General features: G+C 61.5%; 10 protein-coding genes. 6 read left to right on the top strand and 4 right to left on the bottom strand.

The features are described from left to right. Nucleotides 1-50 precede the first annotated feature (50 nt). The 3 genes from QEZ49_RS06625 to QEZ49_RS06615 are packed head-to-tail and all read right to left on the bottom strand — an operon-like array spanning nt 51 to nt 6,903. A complete protein-coding gene (locus QEZ49_RS06625; RefSeq protein ID WP_280385321.1) occupies nt 51-4,508 on the bottom strand; it encodes a translocation/assembly module TamB domain-containing protein in 4,458 nt (1,485 codons plus the stop codon). Further along, a complete protein-coding gene (locus tag QEZ49_RS06620) occupies nt 4,508-6,373 on the bottom strand; it encodes an autotransporter assembly complex family protein (RefSeq protein ID WP_280385319.1) in 1,866 nt (621 codons plus the stop codon). The genes QEZ49_RS06625 and QEZ49_RS06620 overlap by 1 nt, the downstream gene beginning before the upstream one ends. A gap of 11 nt (nt 6,374-6,384) precedes the next feature. After that, nucleotides 6,385-6,903 (bottom strand): hypothetical protein, encoded by a 519-nt coding sequence (locus QEZ49_RS06615; protein WP_280385317.1) that lies wholly within the window; start codon nt 6,901-6,903, stop codon nt 6,385-6,387. A gap of 201 nt (nt 6,904-7,104) precedes the next feature. Between QEZ49_RS06615 and QEZ49_RS06610 the strand changes: the two genes are divergently transcribed. The 4 genes from QEZ49_RS06610 (at nt 7,105) to QEZ49_RS06595 (ending at nt 11,899) form a co-directional block, all read left to right on the top strand. Beyond that, nucleotides 7,105-8,355: a GGDEF domain-containing protein gene (locus tag QEZ49_RS06610; protein WP_280385315.1), complete on the top strand. Its 1,251-nt coding sequence runs from the start codon at nt 7,105-7,107 to the stop codon at nt 8,353-8,355. Between the two features lie 233 nt (nt 8,356-8,588). After that, complete coding sequence (locus QEZ49_RS06605) at nt 8,589-8,945, top strand: hypothetical protein (protein WP_280385313.1); 357 nt, start codon at nt 8,589-8,591, stop codon at nt 8,943-8,945. A gap of 136 nt (nt 8,946-9,081) precedes the next feature. Then, a complete protein-coding gene (locus QEZ49_RS06600; protein ID WP_280385311.1) occupies nt 9,082-10,359 on the top strand; it encodes an NCS2 family permease in 1,278 nt (425 codons plus the stop codon). Between the two features lie 136 nt (nt 10,360-10,495). Further along, nucleotides 10,496-11,899: a hypothetical protein gene (locus tag QEZ49_RS06595; protein ID WP_280385309.1), complete on the top strand. Its 1,404-nt coding sequence runs from the start codon at nt 10,496-10,498 to the stop codon at nt 11,897-11,899. Between the two features lie 119 nt (nt 11,900-12,018). Here QEZ49_RS06595 and QEZ49_RS06590 read toward each other — a convergent pair whose 3' ends face one another. Further along, complete coding sequence (locus QEZ49_RS06590; protein WP_280385307.1) at nt 12,019-12,369, bottom strand: hypothetical protein; 351 nt, start codon at nt 12,367-12,369, stop codon at nt 12,019-12,021. A gap of 455 nt (nt 12,370-12,824) precedes the next feature. Between QEZ49_RS06590 and QEZ49_RS06585 the strand changes: the two genes are divergently transcribed. Further along, nucleotides 12,825-14,216 carry an efflux RND transporter periplasmic adaptor subunit gene (locus QEZ49_RS06585; protein WP_280385305.1) on the top strand — a complete coding sequence of 464 codons (1,392 nt, stop codon included), beginning with the start codon at nt 12,825-12,827 and terminating at the stop codon, nt 14,214-14,216. Beyond that, nucleotides 14,213-17,347, top strand: a complete 3,135-nt coding sequence (locus QEZ49_RS06580) for an efflux RND transporter permease subunit (protein ID WP_280385304.1) — start codon at nt 14,213-14,215, stop codon at nt 17,345-17,347. Before QEZ49_RS06585 ends, QEZ49_RS06580 begins: the two co-directional genes overlap by 4 nt. Nucleotides 17,348-17,361: the final 14 nt, after the last annotated feature.

The following is a 17,361-nucleotide window of genomic DNA, read 5'->3' as shown; positions in this document are numbered from 1 at the left end:
TCTTACGGTTCTGGGAAGTCGGCTGAAGGCGGTGGCAGAACGGCTAGGCGTCAGTAATCCCACTCGACGCCGACGCCGATCTTGCTGTTCCCGTCGGCGCCCAATTCACCCCGGGCCTTTAGATTTTTCGTCAGATCGTGGTCGATTATCACGCGGCTGGAACTGGCGCTGCTGCCCTGGCGCACGCCCACGTAGGTGTTTTCATCGACGTATTTGCCGGCCGAAACTTCCGGCGAATTGTTAGCGCCCGTGGTGACATCCAGCACATCGACACCCAGCGCGCCCTTGACCTGATCGAAGGTGCTCGGCCCGCTGGAGAGGCCGCCGATCTTGTCGATCTCGCCCGCAAGGCTGGCAAGCTGCATCGGCGACAGTTTCGCCAGCGACTTGTTGAACAGCAAACGCGCGACGACCTCATCCTCCGGCAGCGCCGGACTGGAGGAGAAGCGAAACTTCGGCGCGGAAGCAGGACCGCTGACGAACACAGAGATCGTCGCACCATCGGCCTCGGCAACTGCTTCCATGTCGAGGCTCGGTTCAAGATCGCCGGTGAAGATCAGACGCCCGTGCTTGAACGCAAGCTGACGACCGAGAATATCGAGCGTTCCGCGCTCGGTCGAAAACCCGCCCTTCGCGGCTGGCCGGTCGGCGGTGCCCGTGATGCGCAGCGATCCGCCGAGTTGCACGTCAAGTCCGCGCCCCCGGACGAAAATGCGGTTCGCGGCTTCAACACCCAGATCGATGCGGATGGCCATGGGCGAGCTGTTGCGCTCAGCAACTTTGGGCTTCAAGCGCCCGGCGTAGGAATCCGGCTGCGCGTTGACATGCTTCAGATCCAGAGACGAAACCGAATGCGGCATCTGGCTGGGCACGATGATGTCGAGACGCTTGATCTCGACCAGACCGCCAGCCTGCAATGCCGCCAGCGTGCCGTCGACGTTCAGCCTGCCATCAACTTCGCCCGACATCATCTGGCGATCATCAAACTTGAGGCCGTCAATATCGAGCTTCACATTGATGGCCGGATCGGCGTTCTCGATCATCAGCACGCGGCCTGATAGCGCCAGCGTGCCGCCCTTGTCGCCGTTAGCCGTGATGCGATCGATCGTCAAACCGGTGCGGGTGAAGTTCGCGCGGCCCTGCACATTGACGAGCTTCAAACCGCTGGCAGGATCGTTCACCTGCACGCCATCCAGCACCGCTTCACCCGCAACTTCCGGAGCTTTGGCAGGGCCGGATGCATCGGCCTTGATGCGCAGCGTGCCGCTTAGACGCGTGTCGCGATCCGCCAGGGCCGCATTGCCGAGCGCCAGCGGAACAACACCATCAAGGTGGGCGCGATTGATCCGCTCGGCCTTGATGTTGTATTCGCCCGTCGCCTTCAGCTTGAGGCCCTGCGCCCCGCCCGCCTCAACATCGGCGCGCGCGGTACCGTCTTTCATCGTTGCGGTGAGATCAACGCCCAGCGGCGGCAGAAACTGCGCGCGCGTGGCCGCTGCCGCGGCGCCCGTCCATTTGAATTTCGCATTGGCGTTCGGCATACTTGCAGCGCCGCGCACGACAGCGTTGCCATCGATGACGCCTTCAAGGCCCAAGGTTTCGTCGAACGCATTCGCCAAGCTGGCGGGCAGGCGTTTCACATCGGCCTTGATATCCAGCGTTTCGCCGCTGACCCGCCCGGAAACCTCAATCCGCCCGCTGCCCGCCTTCAGGATCAGGCGCTCGATATTTACATCGCCGTTGCGGGAAACAATCGTCGCCGGGCCATCAAGCGCCGTAGCGATGCCGGACAACCCGGCCTTCAGTTCCGACAGCGTCAGGATACTTGCATCGCCATCCTGCGCGAGCTTGCCCGCGACGTCGAGACGGCCATCGCCATCGACTGCAGCACCGACGCGGAACGACGATGCGCCCGCACTGTCCTTGGCTTCGAAGCGCAGGCCGTTGATGCGTGTTCCGCCGGCGTCAATTGCCGCCACGGTCGCGACGCCGGAAAACCGCAGCGCATCGACATAATCCAGCACATCGATATTGGCGTTGAGCTTGCTGAGTTTGGTGGTACCGGCATTGACGGCCGGTGCGTTGGCGCGAATGGAAATCGCAGGCTCTCCCGCCGCCGCCATGACAACCTTCGCGCTTGCCGAGCCCGACAGCGGCTGGCCGACGAGCGATGTCAACACGCCCAGTTGCGGCGCATCGAGATCAATCTGGCCAGTGGCGCGCCCAGTCGGCGGGACGCGCACATCCGCCGCCACGCGCAGCGTTCCGAGCGACAGCCGAAGCTTGTCCGCGAACACATCGCCAACCGCGTCCTGACCGACCCGGCCCGCGCCCGCAATCACAGTGCCATCGAGATCGCCGCTGATTTTCAAATCGCCCGCGTGCGCCGTGATGGGACCGCTGCCCGCAAACGCAATCGTGGCACCGCGCAGAGACTTGCCGCGCAGCCGCAGGTTTTCGGCGCCGATATTTACGTCCGTTGTCAGATCGCCTGCGCTGCCGCCAAGGTTGGCGGTGATGAGAAGCGCACCGGCCAGCTCCGGGCTGACGCGGGCCAGATCCTTGATGCGCGCTTCAGCGTTGAGCTTGAGCCCGCTACTGTTGAACAGACCGCGACGGTTCGATGGCGCGGCAGCGTCGGCCGCCAGTTGCTCTAGACCTTCGCCGCTGGCGTTGACGGCAAGATTTCCCCCCGCGACCGAAAACGTTTGCAGCGTCAGCCTGCCGTTCGCGTCGGTGGCAATTTTGGCTTCCAGTTGCATTGCGCCGCCGAGCAATCCGTCGAGCGCAGCCGTGCCGAGCGCAACTTCTTCGGCGCCACCCTGGAGAGAAGCGCTCACGGCTCCATCGGAACGCGATACATTGGCGGCGGCGTTGAAAGCCGCGCGGCCGGATGCGCTGCCGCCGACAAATCCCGACAGGTAGCCCAAGTCGACGAGCTGGATGTTCGCCTTAGCCGCAATCGCCTCCAGCGTGCCGGTAATATCGGCGGTGGCGGAGGCTGCTGCGGTGGTCAAGAGCGCGCCGTTGACGGCGAATATGCCTTGACGGTGTTCTGCGTTGCCCGCGGTCAGCTCAACTCTCGGGCCCAGTGCCTTAGCCAACGCCGGATCGCTCGGTGCAAGTCCATCGGCGACAACCTGCAACTTGCCCCCGGTTACATCGAATGCGCTGACACCAGTTGGCACGGCCTGCTGTCCCGAAGCGGCAAGGACAACACTCTCGGTGCTGCCGAACGGGCCTTTAATCGAACGCGCATCGAACAGCATATCAATCTGCCGCGCCGTCTTGCGGTCCGGGATCGAGACACGCAGATCAACCGCGCCGAGCGTGATAACCTCGCCGGTGCCAAGCTTGATCGGAACGCCCGCCTCGCGTTGCACAGACGCATTTTGCGAAGGCGCACCAGCGTCGTTGCCGTCACCCGCAGCCGCGTCCGTTTCAGAAGCCGACGACGCAAGCTGCGCGATGATGTCTCCGTAAAAATATGGCGCGGCAGGATCGACGCCTCCGGTCGCGGAAACGCGCAGCACGTCACTGACGATCGCAAGTTTTTGTAGGCCGATCGCCTGATCGCCGCTCACCGTGCCTGCCGCGCTCAGTGTTGTCTTGCCAGCTAACACACCAGCCAGCGCACCGGGCACAAGCTGCTGCAGATAACCCTCGGACTGGAGCGCGAAGCTGTGACCTGCTCCGCTGCGATCAACGCGTGCCCCGCCCGCCAGAAACGGCCGCTGGTCAGCCGCCATCGACCATTGCGCGCGCCAGGCGTCGATCGGTCCGTCGCCATTGAGCTTGAAATCAAGTGCGGGCTTTTCCGGCAGATCGAGCGCGGTGGCGATCAGACCGTTTGCCGGCTCGGACGCCGCTGCCTGCACCCGCAACGCATTGCTGGCTGCGTTGTAATCGCCACTGAGTGTCAGACTACCGCCCGGACCATCAAGACGCTGAATTTCAAGCGCCAGGGAAAGCGCATTGCTGCGGTCCTTCAATTCGGCGCGGGCTGCGATAGAAAGCTCTGCCGCCAATCCGAGCAATGGTTCAGCCAGCGACACCTTGGAGATTTCGAGCCGGCGCGCGGCGATGGCGATAAATGGCAAGCTGCCGCTGCCATCGGAAGCGGGCGGCGCGGCGGTCGTATCCGCCGGCTGCGCTTCGGGCGCGCGCAACACATCTACATGCGCGACGGTGACATAGGCGATATCGAGTTCACCGGTGAGAAGGCGCATCGGCGACCATGAAAACCGGATATCGCGCACGAACAGCCAATCGCCATTACTGTCACCGACAACAACTTCCGCAATCCCCCCTTCAGAAAACAGTGAGCCCTGCAGTTGGCCGATGGCAACAGTACGTCCGTCGCCCGAAGCAAAATACGACGCAAGGCGCAACGCTATCGCCTGTCCCGCCGTCGTCATCAGCGCAAGCGACGACAGCGCCATCACCGCGAGCGCGACGACAACAACTGCAAGTGCTCCGCGAGCGAGATATTTGCCTTTCAGCGGCATCAGAATGACTGACCCAGACCGACATAGACGCCGAACTTCGGCTGTCCTTCGGTGTGGGTTGTCGGCATGGCGAAATCGAGCCGCAGCGGCCCGAAAGATGTGTAGTAACGAAGCCCGATGCCGGCGCCGACATAAACGGGCTCGTTGAAGGTCGGGAAGCTGTCAGGCGAGACGACAGCAACGTCAACGAACGGCACCAGCCCCAGCGAATCCATGATGCGCCAGCGTAATTCCGCTGAACCGCCGACCATCGACAGGCCGCCGACGACCTGTCCGTTGAATGTCGGGCCGAGGCTGCGATATTCGTAGCCGCGCACCGATCCACCGCCGCCGGCGAAGAAGCGGTATGTTGCCGGAACATCGGCAAGCGATGCACCGAAATCGCTGCCGATGACGAAGCGGCCGGCGAGGATGGCGCGCCCCTCCGTATCGAGCGAACGGTAGCTGGCGAACGAGAGCTCACTGGCGCCAAATGTAGCGCCCGAAGCCAGTTCAACGACAGGCGCAAACCGGAAGATGGCATTGACGCCGCTGCTCGGATCAAAGCGATCATTGCGGCTGTCATAGAGAAGATCGCCGTGCAGGCTCAACAGCGTGTAATTGGTGGTGCCGAACGCGTCCTCGATCCGCGATTGCGTCGCTTCGAAAGCCATCGATCCAGACAGCACACTGTCGAAACGATGCGCGAGACCGACGCGGACATTGCCGGAAAGGCTTTCGTAGCTTTCAGGCCGCTCGCGCACGAGCCGGATCTCACTGAAAAGATCGGTGTCGATATCCAGCACGCCGGGCTTTGAGAAAGTGGCGCCAACGTCAAACTGCAGCCGCTCGAAACCATCGGCACCGATTTGCGAAACCGTTGCATCGACGCGCAGCTTCTCGCCTTCGCCAAAGAGGTTGCGATGGCCCCAATAGGCCTGCACCTCGGCGCCGTCGACGGTTGAAGCGGAAACGGTAGCACCGAAAAAGCGCGCCTTACGCTCGATGACTTCGACGGTGATCGGGATGCCGCCGGTATCATCAACCTGATCGCCTTCGATCACGCGCACCGATTCAATGCTTTCGAATTTGCGCAACCGTTCGCGGCTCTGTTTCAACTGGCGCGGGCTGAAGCGCTCGCCGGGGCGGATCGCGGTTTGGTCGGCGATGCGGCGGGAATCCAGATCAACCGAACCCGTTACGTTGACCCAGCCGTATACGGCGGGATCGCCCGGCGCGACCATCAGCCGAACATCGACAACATGGCGCGCATGGTCGGCCTCAATGTCCTTGTCGGTGATCTGCGCGAAGGGATAACCGCTCGAACGCCATGCCTCTACGATCCTGTCGGAAGCAGCGACGATGAGCGCCGACTTTGCGGGCTCGCCTTCGATGAGGCCGAAGCTCTGCGGATCTAGCGTGGGCGCTGCTTCGGTCGGCGGATTGTGTTCGATCCGCACGCTACCAAACAGAAAGACCGGCCCGGGACGAATATTGATCACCACCTCAACCGGCGGCGCGCCTTCCGCGCGCTGCTCCAGCTCTTCGGGCTTGATGGCTGCCAGCGGAACGCCGTCGATGGTGATCTGCACATCGCCGCCGTAGCGGGCTTCGGCATACAGCGCGGCGACGATGCGCTCGACATCAGTGCGGGCCCGCGCCACCAGCGCGAGCGCGTCAGACGCGCCCTGCTTGGACTGCTCGATCAGAATGGAAGCCGGCGACAGCGCCTTTGCCAGCGCCTCGTCCTGACCTTCGACCTGAAGCGAAACCGCATAGGGGAATGCGCCTGACGGCGCGGCATCGTCTCCGAGAACGGAGACGCCGAACAGCTCCAGGGCCATTGCCGCTTCGGGTTGTGCGAGCACCACAGCGGCACTCAACATCAGCCCGGCGGCTATCTTTCGGGCACATGGCAATGCGCGGCCTGTGTCTTGCTCAACTTCCAGGGCGGAACCGCGCGCAAATTATGACGTGTGATCAACAGGTTGGCCTGAACCGCCCCAAACAGGTGCCCATAGCAGCACCAAATATCACCCACGTGCCAAGTTGCAGCGCAATTCCAAACGAATCTTAACAGGTCAACTTTGGAAAACTTAGCCACCGAAAACAAGTGCATACGGGCCTCAGCACGCCAGGTTTTGACAGCCCCGACATTCCGGCTCCGCTCTGCTGTGTAAGCAGCGAAATATCCTTCGTCCGGAATCGGAGAGCACCCCGCTCCGGCAAAATTCGCTGCTGATTTTTTTTTTGCCATGGGGGCACAACGTGCGCCGCTTTGCCGCGCCGATGAATGCCTGATGAACACCACATGAATGGCCGATGAACTGCGCATGAATGCGAGCTGAACGGCGATGCCTCGGCGCCCGCCAAAGACGCCCTTCTGTTCACTTTGACGGCACTTCTCCTGCGGCATCCGGGCTCGCGACGTCAACGCGACACATGCAAAAAACGCAACAAAAACAGGCGTTTTCTAAATATCGGAGCAGGTTGATTCAGAGCAACCTCTGCCTTAATTATTGATGCTTCCAATTTCATCGAATTTCTAGATACGCCATCAATGGCGTCCACGGACAATATCCCTCAAGGCCCATGACGGGTCATTTGCAGGGAACCTATGCAGCTCGACTTGCAGACCATCTCAATCGTGTCGTGCGCGGCGACGTTCATGATCGGCGCGATCTTGCTCGCCATCTGGTGGCATGATCGCAACAGCGCGCTCATCGGCTGGTGGGGGCTGTCACAACTGGCGATGGGAATTGGCCTCGGCATGGCTGCTTGCGGCGCGGCGATGAAGCTGCCCGCCCTCGTCGCGTTCGCCCAGGCGTTGATCATCATGGGCACCGCAGTCATGTGGATGGCTGCCCGTGAATTCAACGGACGCACATTCAACGCACTGCTGGTGGCAGCATGGCCGGTTGCCTATGTCGTTATAGCCGCGCTGTTTGTCATTTCGTTCGATCAGCGGCTGATCGTGACGTCCACCACCATTGCGGCCCTGCTGCTGCTGACCGCATCGGAATTTGCCCGCCCCGGCCAGGATCCTTCCAGCAGCCGCTGGGTCGCCATGCTACTTTTGTGCTTCACGGCGGCGAGCTACCTCATATGGCTGCCGCTGACGCTGTCGCTGCCCATCCTTGAAACCGGCCGCGGCGAGTTCAGCGCGTGGTTTCCCGCTGCGCTCCTGCTGGCAATGCTGGCCCGCATCGCCCTCGCTTTCGTCATTCTCTTCATTGCCCAGGAACAGCAGGAACGGCGCCAGCATGCGTTCGCGCGCACCGACGCGTTGACCGGGCTGCCTAATCGCCGCTCGCTGTTTGAAGCTGCCAGCCGGCTGCGGCAGGCGGTCCGTCGCAGAAAGACCGCAACCGCCACGTCGGTGATGATCCTTGATCTCGACCACTTCAAGCGCATCAACGACAACTACGGTCACCGCGTGGGCGACAACGTTCTGCAGTATTTTGCGCGGACGCTCGTCAGCACTCTCGATGAAGACACCATCGTGGGGCGGCTTGGCGGTGAGGAATTCGCAGCCATCCTGCCAAACACCCCGATCGAGGTCGCGCAGGCCGCGGCTGAACGGGTGCGCATCGCGTTTGCAAACTCCGGCGCTTTCATCGGCGGCATCCCCGTGGGCAGCACGGTGAGCATCGGCGTGGCATCGCATGTCGGCACCGATTACGACCTCAGCGCACTCTTTCACCGCGCCGATGGCGCGCTTTACGCCGCCAAGCAGGCGGGCCGCAACCGCGTGCATTGCGCCGATACGCTCAGTCAGGATGAGGCCGCACTCGACTCGCGCTGGCTCGAAGAACAGCACCCGCTCACGGCGCAATCGACGCGGCGTTTCCGGGGCTCCGCTGCGTGATCGGCCGGCAGGAATGACCACATTGAAGTTGTCCACAACTCGTCCACAGCTTGTTCATGGCGTGCACCGTTAAGGCGCGCTGTGCTGACGCGGGCGCTGGAAAGACGCAGGGCCATCCCCCCGGTTGGCGACTATGTTTGGCCCAACCAATCGCGCTGGTAGCTGCCGCGCCCCATGCCATCTGGAGCTGGCCCGCCTGCAGCTGGTATTCTCGCCATACGAGGGAACGAACAATGGATGCTGCGACGCTGTTTATCGTCATGTCGCTGAACGCTGGACCCAAACGGACGATCACGCAGAAATTCCCGTCCATGGAAATCTGCACGCAGGTTGCCGACGACCTGCGCAAGAAGACATCGCTGCGAACCGCCACGCATTATTGCGTCAAGCGCAAGCCCGATGCTGAAGAGCAGAAGGCCATTGACGATGCGCGCCGTCGCGCGACTGCGGCCATAACCAAACAGAAGCGCGCTGCGGCCCAGGCGAAGGCCAGCGCACAGGCAAAGGCGCAACTCCAGGCGCAGGCTCAGGTTCAGCAACCGGGCATGCCGCGCGATTTCTTCTCCGGTCCAACGCCGAGCCAGAACTGATATCGAGCGCCTGATCGCTGTATCGACGGAGCGGATGGTTGCAGCAGCCATCCGCTTTTTTGCATCCAGCTTCCCGCGCCGGGGATGCATTCGACTGCTAGAATACCTGCGCAAACAACCGGCGATGGATCAGGCGATGTTCAAGCTTGCAGAGAACGGCACCAACATTCGCACCGAGCTTCTGGCCGGCCTCACGACCTACCTCACCATGGTCTATATCGCCTTCGTCAATCCTTCAGTGCTGGCCGACGCAGGGATGGACAAAGGCGCGGTGTTTGTCGCCACCTGCCTCGCGGCCGCGTTTGGCTCGGCAGCGATGGGCCTGCTCGCCAACTACCCGATCGCCATTGCACCCGGCATGGGGCTCAATGCCTATTTCACCTATACGCTCGTGCAAGGCATGGGACTGCCATGGCAGAGCGCACTGGCCGCCGTGTTCGCCTCCGGCGCGCTGTTTTTCGTCGTCAGCGTAACGCCGCTGCGGCAATGGATTATCGACAGCATCTCGCCATCACTGAAGCTGGCAATCGCAACCGGCATCGGCTTCTTTCTCGCCTTCATCGGCCTGCAGAACGCGGGCCTGATTGCACCCGACGCGGCAACATTTGTGAAGCTCGGAGAGGTCAAGACACCGGCGGTCGGCATCGCGGCGGCCGCGTTCATCCTGATGGCTGCGCTGACTGCGCGACGCATGCATGGCGCCATTCTCATTGGCATTCTCGCGGCCTATGCGGCGGCCCTCATACTGGGCATGGCCGAATTTTCCGGCCTCGTAGCCATGCCGCCTTCTATCGCGCCTGTATTCCTGCAAATGGATCTGGGCGCGCTGTTCGATATCGCAATGGCGAGTGTCATTCTCACGCTGTTTTTCGTCGTGTTGTTCGACAACACCGGCACGCTGCTGGGCATCACGCGGGCCGCAGGCATGACCCGCCCCGATGGCAGCATTCCCAACCTTGAGCGCGCGCTGACGGCGGACTCCACCTCGGTGATGGCCGGAGCCGCGCTCGGCACATCCACCACCACCAGCTACATCGAGAGCGCGGCCGGCGTGAACGCGGGCGGGCGCACGGGTCTCACGGCGATTACAGTCGCAGTGCTGTTTTTGCTCACGCTGTTTATAGCGCCGCTGGCAGGTTCCATCCCGGTGTTTGCGACCGCACCCGCGCTGGTACTGGTCGGCTGCCTGATGGCCTCGGCGGCGCGCGACATCGACTTCGACGATGTTACCGAAGCGGTGCCAGCAGCAATCACCATCATCTCGATGCCGCTGACGTTTTCCATCGCCGACGGCCTGGCGTTCGGCTTCATCGCCTATGCGGGCATGAAACTGCTGGCGGGCCGCTGGCGCGAACTGCCAGTGGCTGTGTCAGTTCTTGCCATACTCTTTGTGCTGCGCTTCGCGCTGCTATAAGCAAAACCTGTGTGCAATTTACGTTTGATGAAACAAGCTTTCCCCAGCTAATCTGTCCGAAAGACAAGTTTGGATAGCCGTAGAACACCAGGCCGGATGATCATTGCTGCAATGATCATTAGGCCAAGGGTGAGGCATGCTTCGACTAGTTTTTGCGGCGCTTATTGTAGCGCTATCGCATCCGGCATTGGCGGATGCGTTCGCTGACTATCGAGCTATCCAGATCGCGCTGGCATCAGCCAACGTCACCGACGAAACCGTAGCGAAGGCGCGAAACCTTTTTCCTGATCAGATTACATTGATCGAAAAGATGGAATCGGCCGCCCGTTCCGACCAAGATTATTTCATCGCCAAACGGCAGACCGCGCAGGCGGCGTATCACGACTTCATTCTATTGCCAGCAAATCAAGACGTGCTGCACGGCTTCATTGCTCATCAGCTGGCATTTCTAGAAAAACTGTCGGTGTCGCAAGAAGCGCGGCCGGGCATGATCCTGGCGTGGGGCTGGGCAACTTTAAGTGAAGCCGCGGTGATCGGATATGAGGCGACTGGTGACCAACGTTTCATAGATCAGGCGCTACGGATATTCCGGGTTTCCTACGAGAACACCGACGATGCGCGTGGCATAACGGAAGACTTTAATCGGGAGAATGTGCGCGGATGGAGCTTTGACCATTATGGCAAGACAGGCCGCGAGCACACTTTTGCCGGCCGCATAATCGCGCCCATGCTGCGGCTGGCCATCGCGGTCAAGGGGAAAAACATTCCGGATGCAACGGCCCGCGAAATACAGAAGCATGCGGCCGACGGCATCGAAATTTTAAAGGCGCATCTTCAGTTTCAAATTATTGACGGCGACAAGCGCTACTACAAATACATTTTCACGGGTGAGCAGGACGCATTCAATCATATCGCCTCCTACACATTGGCGGCCAGTTATGCCTATGAGCTAACCGGAGACAAAGAATTCCGCGACGTCTGTGACGGATTTTTGAATTATCTGTTTAGTCACGTCGAGGTTGGCGAAAACGGCGCCTACGCTTGGGATTATCAGATCAACGACGACCCCAAAAAGCGGCACCGCTCTGAGCTATGGAAGGAAGCTATTACAATTTCGGCTATTGCCTACATGAACGAGCGCGGAATAGGGGTGGCCAGCAAGCACAAAAAGGGACTTACGCGAGGGTTCACAACCTATATAGCGCGGCAGAACCGTACTGTGCACGCCAAAATGGGAACAGATTATTTTCCGCTTACGGCGTTCAATCTGATGAAAACCGATTACATCCACGTCCAGCTGTTCATGAATTACATGCCGCTTGACCAGTGGTCGCCGGAGATCAGGGAAATCATACTCGACACAGTTGCATCGCGATCGGATCTGTTTCCGGAAGGGCTGCTTTCGGGTTTCTTCTCGGCGCCTGCCTATGCGCATATGTTGCGGTATAATGCAGATGCGACGATTTCGAGTGTGATGCAAAAAGTATTGGACGTTTCAAAAGATATTTGGGGCAGCATCAAACCCATCACCGGTCGGTGATGGATCAGGCTGATCGCAGCATTTGACCGGGCAAACAGCGGATCAAAGCCGCGTAGAGCCGTTGCAAGGTGATGCCCTCGCGGCAGCGCAAGGTCGCCGCGTATGCTTGCCCTAGCTTTTCAATAATCAGCTGCACCACGCCGGGGCGGCGGCTGATGCCGAGGGGGCGGACTGGCGTAGCCATATTCTTGCTGGCCGGCGTCACGCCTGCTCTCCGATCGGCGGATCTGTCGCGCCGGGCGTGGCTGAGGAACATTCTCCTGCATGCCGGTCTCCTGCACGCCGGTCGCATCGCTCGCCAGCGCCTTGGGCGACGCGGGCTGCTCCGGCATATGCTGCACGGCTTCAGCGGTCGGCCAGATGGCGGGCCGGAGCCACCAGATGCTCATGACCGCCGTGGCGGCCAGCACCATCGGCCCCAACCAACGCCGAACCGCACCGCCGCGAGGGCGCGCAGGACGCCATTTCACATCAGAATTTTTCCGCATAACTTTGATAATTCAACGCTTTACATGTTGTGAGAATGAAAGATAGCTGCGGGTGTAACACCCCATAACAAGAAGTATGATCGCAGCTCCGGGGCCAGGGTATGACCGCCCTACAGGTCCGATGGATGATCCGGCACGGGCGGATTGAGAGAGCGCCCTGTCTATTGGCAAAAGCCCTGCCCCACAATCGCAAGCCACTGACACTTCAAGCCGCAGGGTATCCGCGCCCAGACGTGTGAGCTGTGTGCAACGCACTGATTGTGCCTCTCAGGGCATTCTATCCAGGGTCGCAATCGCGGGTTCTGTTACAAAAAGGTTGTAGCACCGGGGCGATTGCAGCGACGGTTTTAGCCCTACCGACCGTTTTCATGATCGACGCCGCAGTGTTGCCGCTTTGCAGTCTCTGGTCAGGGGCAGATTTTGGGACAGGAACGCCAGTGAGAAAATTCTTCAAATCATTGTTTGCGATCCTCGCCATTGCCGGCATCACAGCCGCTGCGATCTATTACACGCAGGGCAGCAACACACCCCAGCGCGGCGGCTTCCGTGGCGCTCGCATGGCTGGTCCGGTGCCAGTGGTTGTTGCCGATGCAAAGCTGGCCAACATTCCGGTCTGGCTGGATGGTGTGGGCACGGCGCGGGGCCGCAACACGGTAACTGTGCGTCCGCAGGTCGACGGTCAGATCCTTTCGGTCGATTTCAAGGAAGGCCAGGAAGTGAAGGCCGGTGATCTGCTCGTGCAGATCGACCCTGTCACCTATCAGGCCCAGCTAGACCAGGCGCTGGCCAAGAAGGCGCTCGATGAAAGCCAGCTCGCCAACGCCAAGCTGGATCTGGAGCGCTACACCAAGCTTTCCTCCAACGTCATCGCTGCCAAGACCGTGGACACCCAGCGCGCGCTGGTGGCTCAGCTCGAAGCGCAGATCAAACAGGACGACGCTGCGATCGAAAGCGCGCGCGCCTATCTGAATTATGCCAGCGTTGTGGCGCCGATTTCCGGCCGCACCGGCATGCGTATGGTTGACGTCGGCAATCTCGTGCGCGCCTCCGATGCCGGCATCGTCGTCATCACTGAAGTGCAGCCGATCTCGGTTGTCTTCACCCTGCCGCAGCAGGATCTGCCTTCGATCAACCGCGCATCCGCCAAGCGCGCACTGAAGGTGGAAGCGTTGGAGACCGACAGCAAGAGCGTGATCGATACCGGCGAACTGCAGGTGGTCGACAATCAGGTGGACCAGAACACCGGCACCATCCGGCTGAAGGCCGACTTCGATAACAAGGATCTGCAGCTCTGGCCTGGGCAGTTCGTCAACGTGCGCCTGCTGGTTGACACGCTCGATCAGGTTGTCGTTGTACCCACCGCCGCAATCCAGCGTGGTCCGGAAGGTGCGTTCGTTTACGTCGTCGATGCTGAGAACAAGGCTCGACTGCGCAATGTGACGATCACGCAGCAGGACGAAAACCTTTCGGTGATCGCCAGCGGCGTTGCCGCCACGGATAAGGTCGTCACCACCGGCTTCTCGCGCCTGAAGGATGGCGCCGATGTCCGCGTCGATGCCCCCGGTGACGCTGCTCCGCCGCCTGCAACCTCCGGCGCTGGCCGTGAAGGGCCTTCGCAGGCGTCCGCACGTCGCGGCGCGCCCGGCGATACCGCATCGATCAATGGGCTGGCTCCCGCAACGGCAGCAGCTGCTGCTCCGGCGCAGCGCTCCAACCGTGGCAACGGCGAAGGCCGCCGCCAGCGCGACGGCGATGCTTCGGGTAAGGGCGCGCCCGGTGCAGGCAAACGCGCCAACGTCGAAGGCTCCGCTTCGGGTAACGCGCCATGAGCGTATCGGCCCCATTCATCCTGAGGCCGGTCGCCACCTCACTCCTCGCCTTCGCCATGATCCTCGGCGGATGGCTGGGCTATTTCTGGCTACCGGTTTCATCGCTGCCGCAGGTTGATTTTCCCACCATTCAGGTGACGACCCAGCTTCCCGGTGCGAACCCGCAGACGATGTCTACGCTCGTCACGGCGTCGCTGGAGCGCGAGTTCGGCCGCATTCCCGATCTTGCGACGATGACATCGACGAGTTCGTTCGGGCTCAGCAAGATCACGCTGCAGTTCAACCTGGGCCGCGATATCGACGCCGCTTCACAGGATGTGCAGTCGGCCATCAATGCCGCCGGTTCGACGCTGCCGCGCAACCTGCCATATCCGCCGACGTACGCGAAGGTGAACCCGGCCGACAGCGCTATCGTCACGCTGGCGCTCACGTCCGACATCGTATCCATGCGCGAATTGAGCGATCTGGCCGATACGCTGATCGCGCAACGCCTCTCCACCGTCAGCGGTGTTGGCCATGTCTCGGTTGAGGGTGGCATTCGCCCTGCCGTGCGCATCCAGGCCGACATTTCGCGCCTCGCCGCGTATGGCCTCAGCATTTCCGACGTCAACAGCGCGATCACCAGCTCGAACGTTTCCGGCCCCAAGGGCTCGCTCGACGGAACGCATCAAAGCTATTCCATCGCCGCCAACGACCAGATCGCATCGGCGGCTGCCTATCGCGACGTGGTCATCGCATATCGCAACGGCGCGCCGGTGCGCTTGAAGGATGTTGCCGACGTAACCGAGGGGCTGGAAAACGCCCGCGTCGGTGGCTGGTACCAGAATTCGCCCGCTGTCATCATCGACGTGCAGCGCCAGCCTGGCGCCAACGTCATTGAAACCGTCGAACGCCTGACCGAAGAGCTGCCACGCATCGAGCGCGCGCTGCCGACAAGCGTGAAGCTGACGCTGGTGCATGACCGCACCGATACGATCCGCGCGTCGATCCACGACGTGCAGTTCACGCTGGTGTTGTCGGTGGCGCTGATCGTCATGGTGGTGCTGGTGTTCCTGCGCTCCGGCCGCGCCACCATCATCGCCGGCGTCGCACTGCCGGTGTCTCTCATCGCTACGTTCGCGGTGATGTATTTCTTCGGCTTCTCGCTCGACAACCTCTCGCTGATGGCACTGACCATCGGCACCGGCTTTGTTGTCGACGACGCCATCGTGATGATCGAGAACATCGTCCGCCATATCGAGAAAGGCCAGAAGCCGCTGCGTGCTGCGCTCGATGGCGCGCGCGAAATCGGCTTCACCGTCATCTCGCTGACGCTATCGCTGATTGCAGTGTTCATCCCGCTGCTGTTCATGACCGGGCTTGTCGGCCGCATGTTCCGCGAGTTCGCCCTCACGCTCACCATCGCGGTGACGGTGTCGGCCGTTGTCTCGCTGACGCTGACGCCGATGATGGCGGCCAAGTTGCTGAAGCATGAGCCGGAGCGGCGCGGCAACGTTTTGAGCCGCGGGTTCAACTGGGTCTTCGATGGCATCATCGAAGGCTATCGCCGCAGTCTTGAGGTTGTGCTGCGCCACCAGACCGCGACGCTGATGGTGACTGCGTTGACGCTGGTGATCACGGTGTGGATGTACGTGGCGATGCCCAAGGGCTTCCTGCCGGCGCAGGACACCGGCCTCATCACCGCCACGCTGGAAGCCGAACCGCAGGTATCTTTCACCGAGCTTAGCCGCCTGCAATCGGAGGTGGCCAAGCTTGTCAGCCAGGATCCGACCGTCGCTGGCGTTGTCGCCGTCGTCGGTGTCGGCCAGCTCAATCCGACGCCGAACATCGCGCACCTGAAGATCACGCTCATTCCGCGCGCACAACGCGAGGTGCTTGCAGCTGGCATTGTCGAGCGTCTGCAGCAGGCGGTCTCGGCCATTCCCGGTATCACGGTGTACTTCCAGCCGGTGCAGGACGTGCAGATCGCCACCCGCACCAGCCGCGCGCAGTATCAATATACGCTCGTCAGCACCGACATCGACGAAGTGAAGGAGTGGACGCAGAAGCTCGCCGCCGAGCTCGCCCGTTCGCCGATGCTCAGCGATGTTAACCTCGAAACGATGAGCGAAGGCGCGCGCATCCGCGTTGATGTTGATCGCGAGGTTGCGGGGCGCCTTGGCGTCACCGTGCAGGCAGTAGCCGACGCGTTGAACGATTCATTCGGCCAGCGCCAGGTTTCCACCATCTACGCGCAGGCCAACCAGTATCGCGTCGTGCTGGAGGCGATGCCGCAGTTCCGCACCGACCCGTCGCGGCTCAACCGCCTTTTCGTACCTTCCAGCAACGGTGCGCAGGTGCCGCTTACCTCCGTCGCCAAGATTACGCACACGACAGCGCCGCTGGCCGTCAGCCATCTGGATCAGTTCCCGGCCGAGACCATCAGCTTCAACCTTGTGCCCGGCGCTGCGCTTAGCGACGCGGTCGAGATCGTCGCCCAAGCTGAAGCCGCGATCGGCATGCCGTCGTCGGTCACCGGCAACTTCTTCGGTGACGCCAGCGAGTTCGCGGCATCGCTTCAGAGCCAGCCGTGGCTCATCCTCGCCGCCATCGTCACCATCTACATCGTGCTCGGCATTCTGTATGAAAGCCTCATCCACCCGTTCACGATCCTCACCACACTGCCATCGGCCGGCATCGGTGCACTGTTGGCGCTGATGCTCGCAGGACTCGATCTGTCGCTGGTGGCATTGATCGGCATCGTGCTGCTGATGGGCATCGTGAAAAAGAACGCGATCATGATGATCGACTTCGCCCTCGACGCCGAACGCGAGCGCGGCCTCAACCCTCGCGACTCCATCGTCGAGGCAGCGCTGCTGCGCTTCCGCCCCATCATCATGACCACGCTGGCCGCTCTGTTCGGCGCGCTGCCGCTGGCGCTTGAAGGCGGCGTCGGCTCGGAGCTGCGCAATCCGCTCGGCATCACCATTGTCGGCGGCCTGATCCTCAGCCAGCTACTGACGCTCTACACAACGCCGGTGATCTATCTGGCGATGGAACGGCTCAAGGCACGGCTGACCGGTGGTTCGCCCGCAGCTGCAAACGCAACGCCGGCAGCGAATGCGGCTGGCAACCCTGCCGCAGCAGAATAGCGGAGCGCAGCGCC

The sequence above is a fragment of the Hyphomicrobium sp. D-2 genome, from assembly GCF_029872155.1.
Classification (GTDB): Bacteria; Pseudomonadota; Alphaproteobacteria; order Rhizobiales; family Hyphomicrobiaceae; genus Hyphomicrobium_A.
The sequence above is the reverse complement of the archived record's forward strand: the minus strand, read 5'-3'. Positions and strand labels throughout refer to the sequence as shown.

What these genes read in the sequence shown, in the direction of transcription:
- QEZ49_RS06580 (WP_280385304.1), top strand. Translation starts at nt 14,213, where the DNA reads ATGAGCGTATCGGCCCCATTCATCCTGAGGCCGGTCGCCACCTCACTC.
- QEZ49_RS06605 (WP_280385313.1), top strand. Translation starts at nt 8,589, where the DNA reads ATGGATGCTGCGACGCTGTTTATCGTCATGTCGCTGAACGCTGGACCC.
- QEZ49_RS06620 (WP_280385319.1), bottom strand. Translation starts at nt 6,373, where the DNA reads ATGTTGAGTGCCGCTGTGGTGCTCGCACAACCCGAAGCGGCAATGGCC.
- QEZ49_RS06595 (WP_280385309.1), top strand. Translation starts at nt 10,496, where the DNA reads ATGCTTCGACTAGTTTTTGCGGCGCTTATTGTAGCGCTATCGCATCCG.
- QEZ49_RS06615 (WP_280385317.1), bottom strand. Translation starts at nt 6,903, where the DNA reads ATGCCGCAGGAGAAGTGCCGTCAAAGTGAACAGAAGGGCGTCTTTGGC.
- QEZ49_RS06600 (WP_280385311.1), top strand. Translation starts at nt 9,082, where the DNA reads ATGTTCAAGCTTGCAGAGAACGGCACCAACATTCGCACCGAGCTTCTG.
- QEZ49_RS06625 (WP_280385321.1), bottom strand. Translation starts at nt 4,508, where the DNA reads ATGCCGCTGAAAGGCAAATATCTCGCTCGCGGAGCACTTGCAGTTGTT.
- QEZ49_RS06610 (WP_280385315.1), top strand. Translation starts at nt 7,105, where the DNA reads ATGCAGCTCGACTTGCAGACCATCTCAATCGTGTCGTGCGCGGCGACG.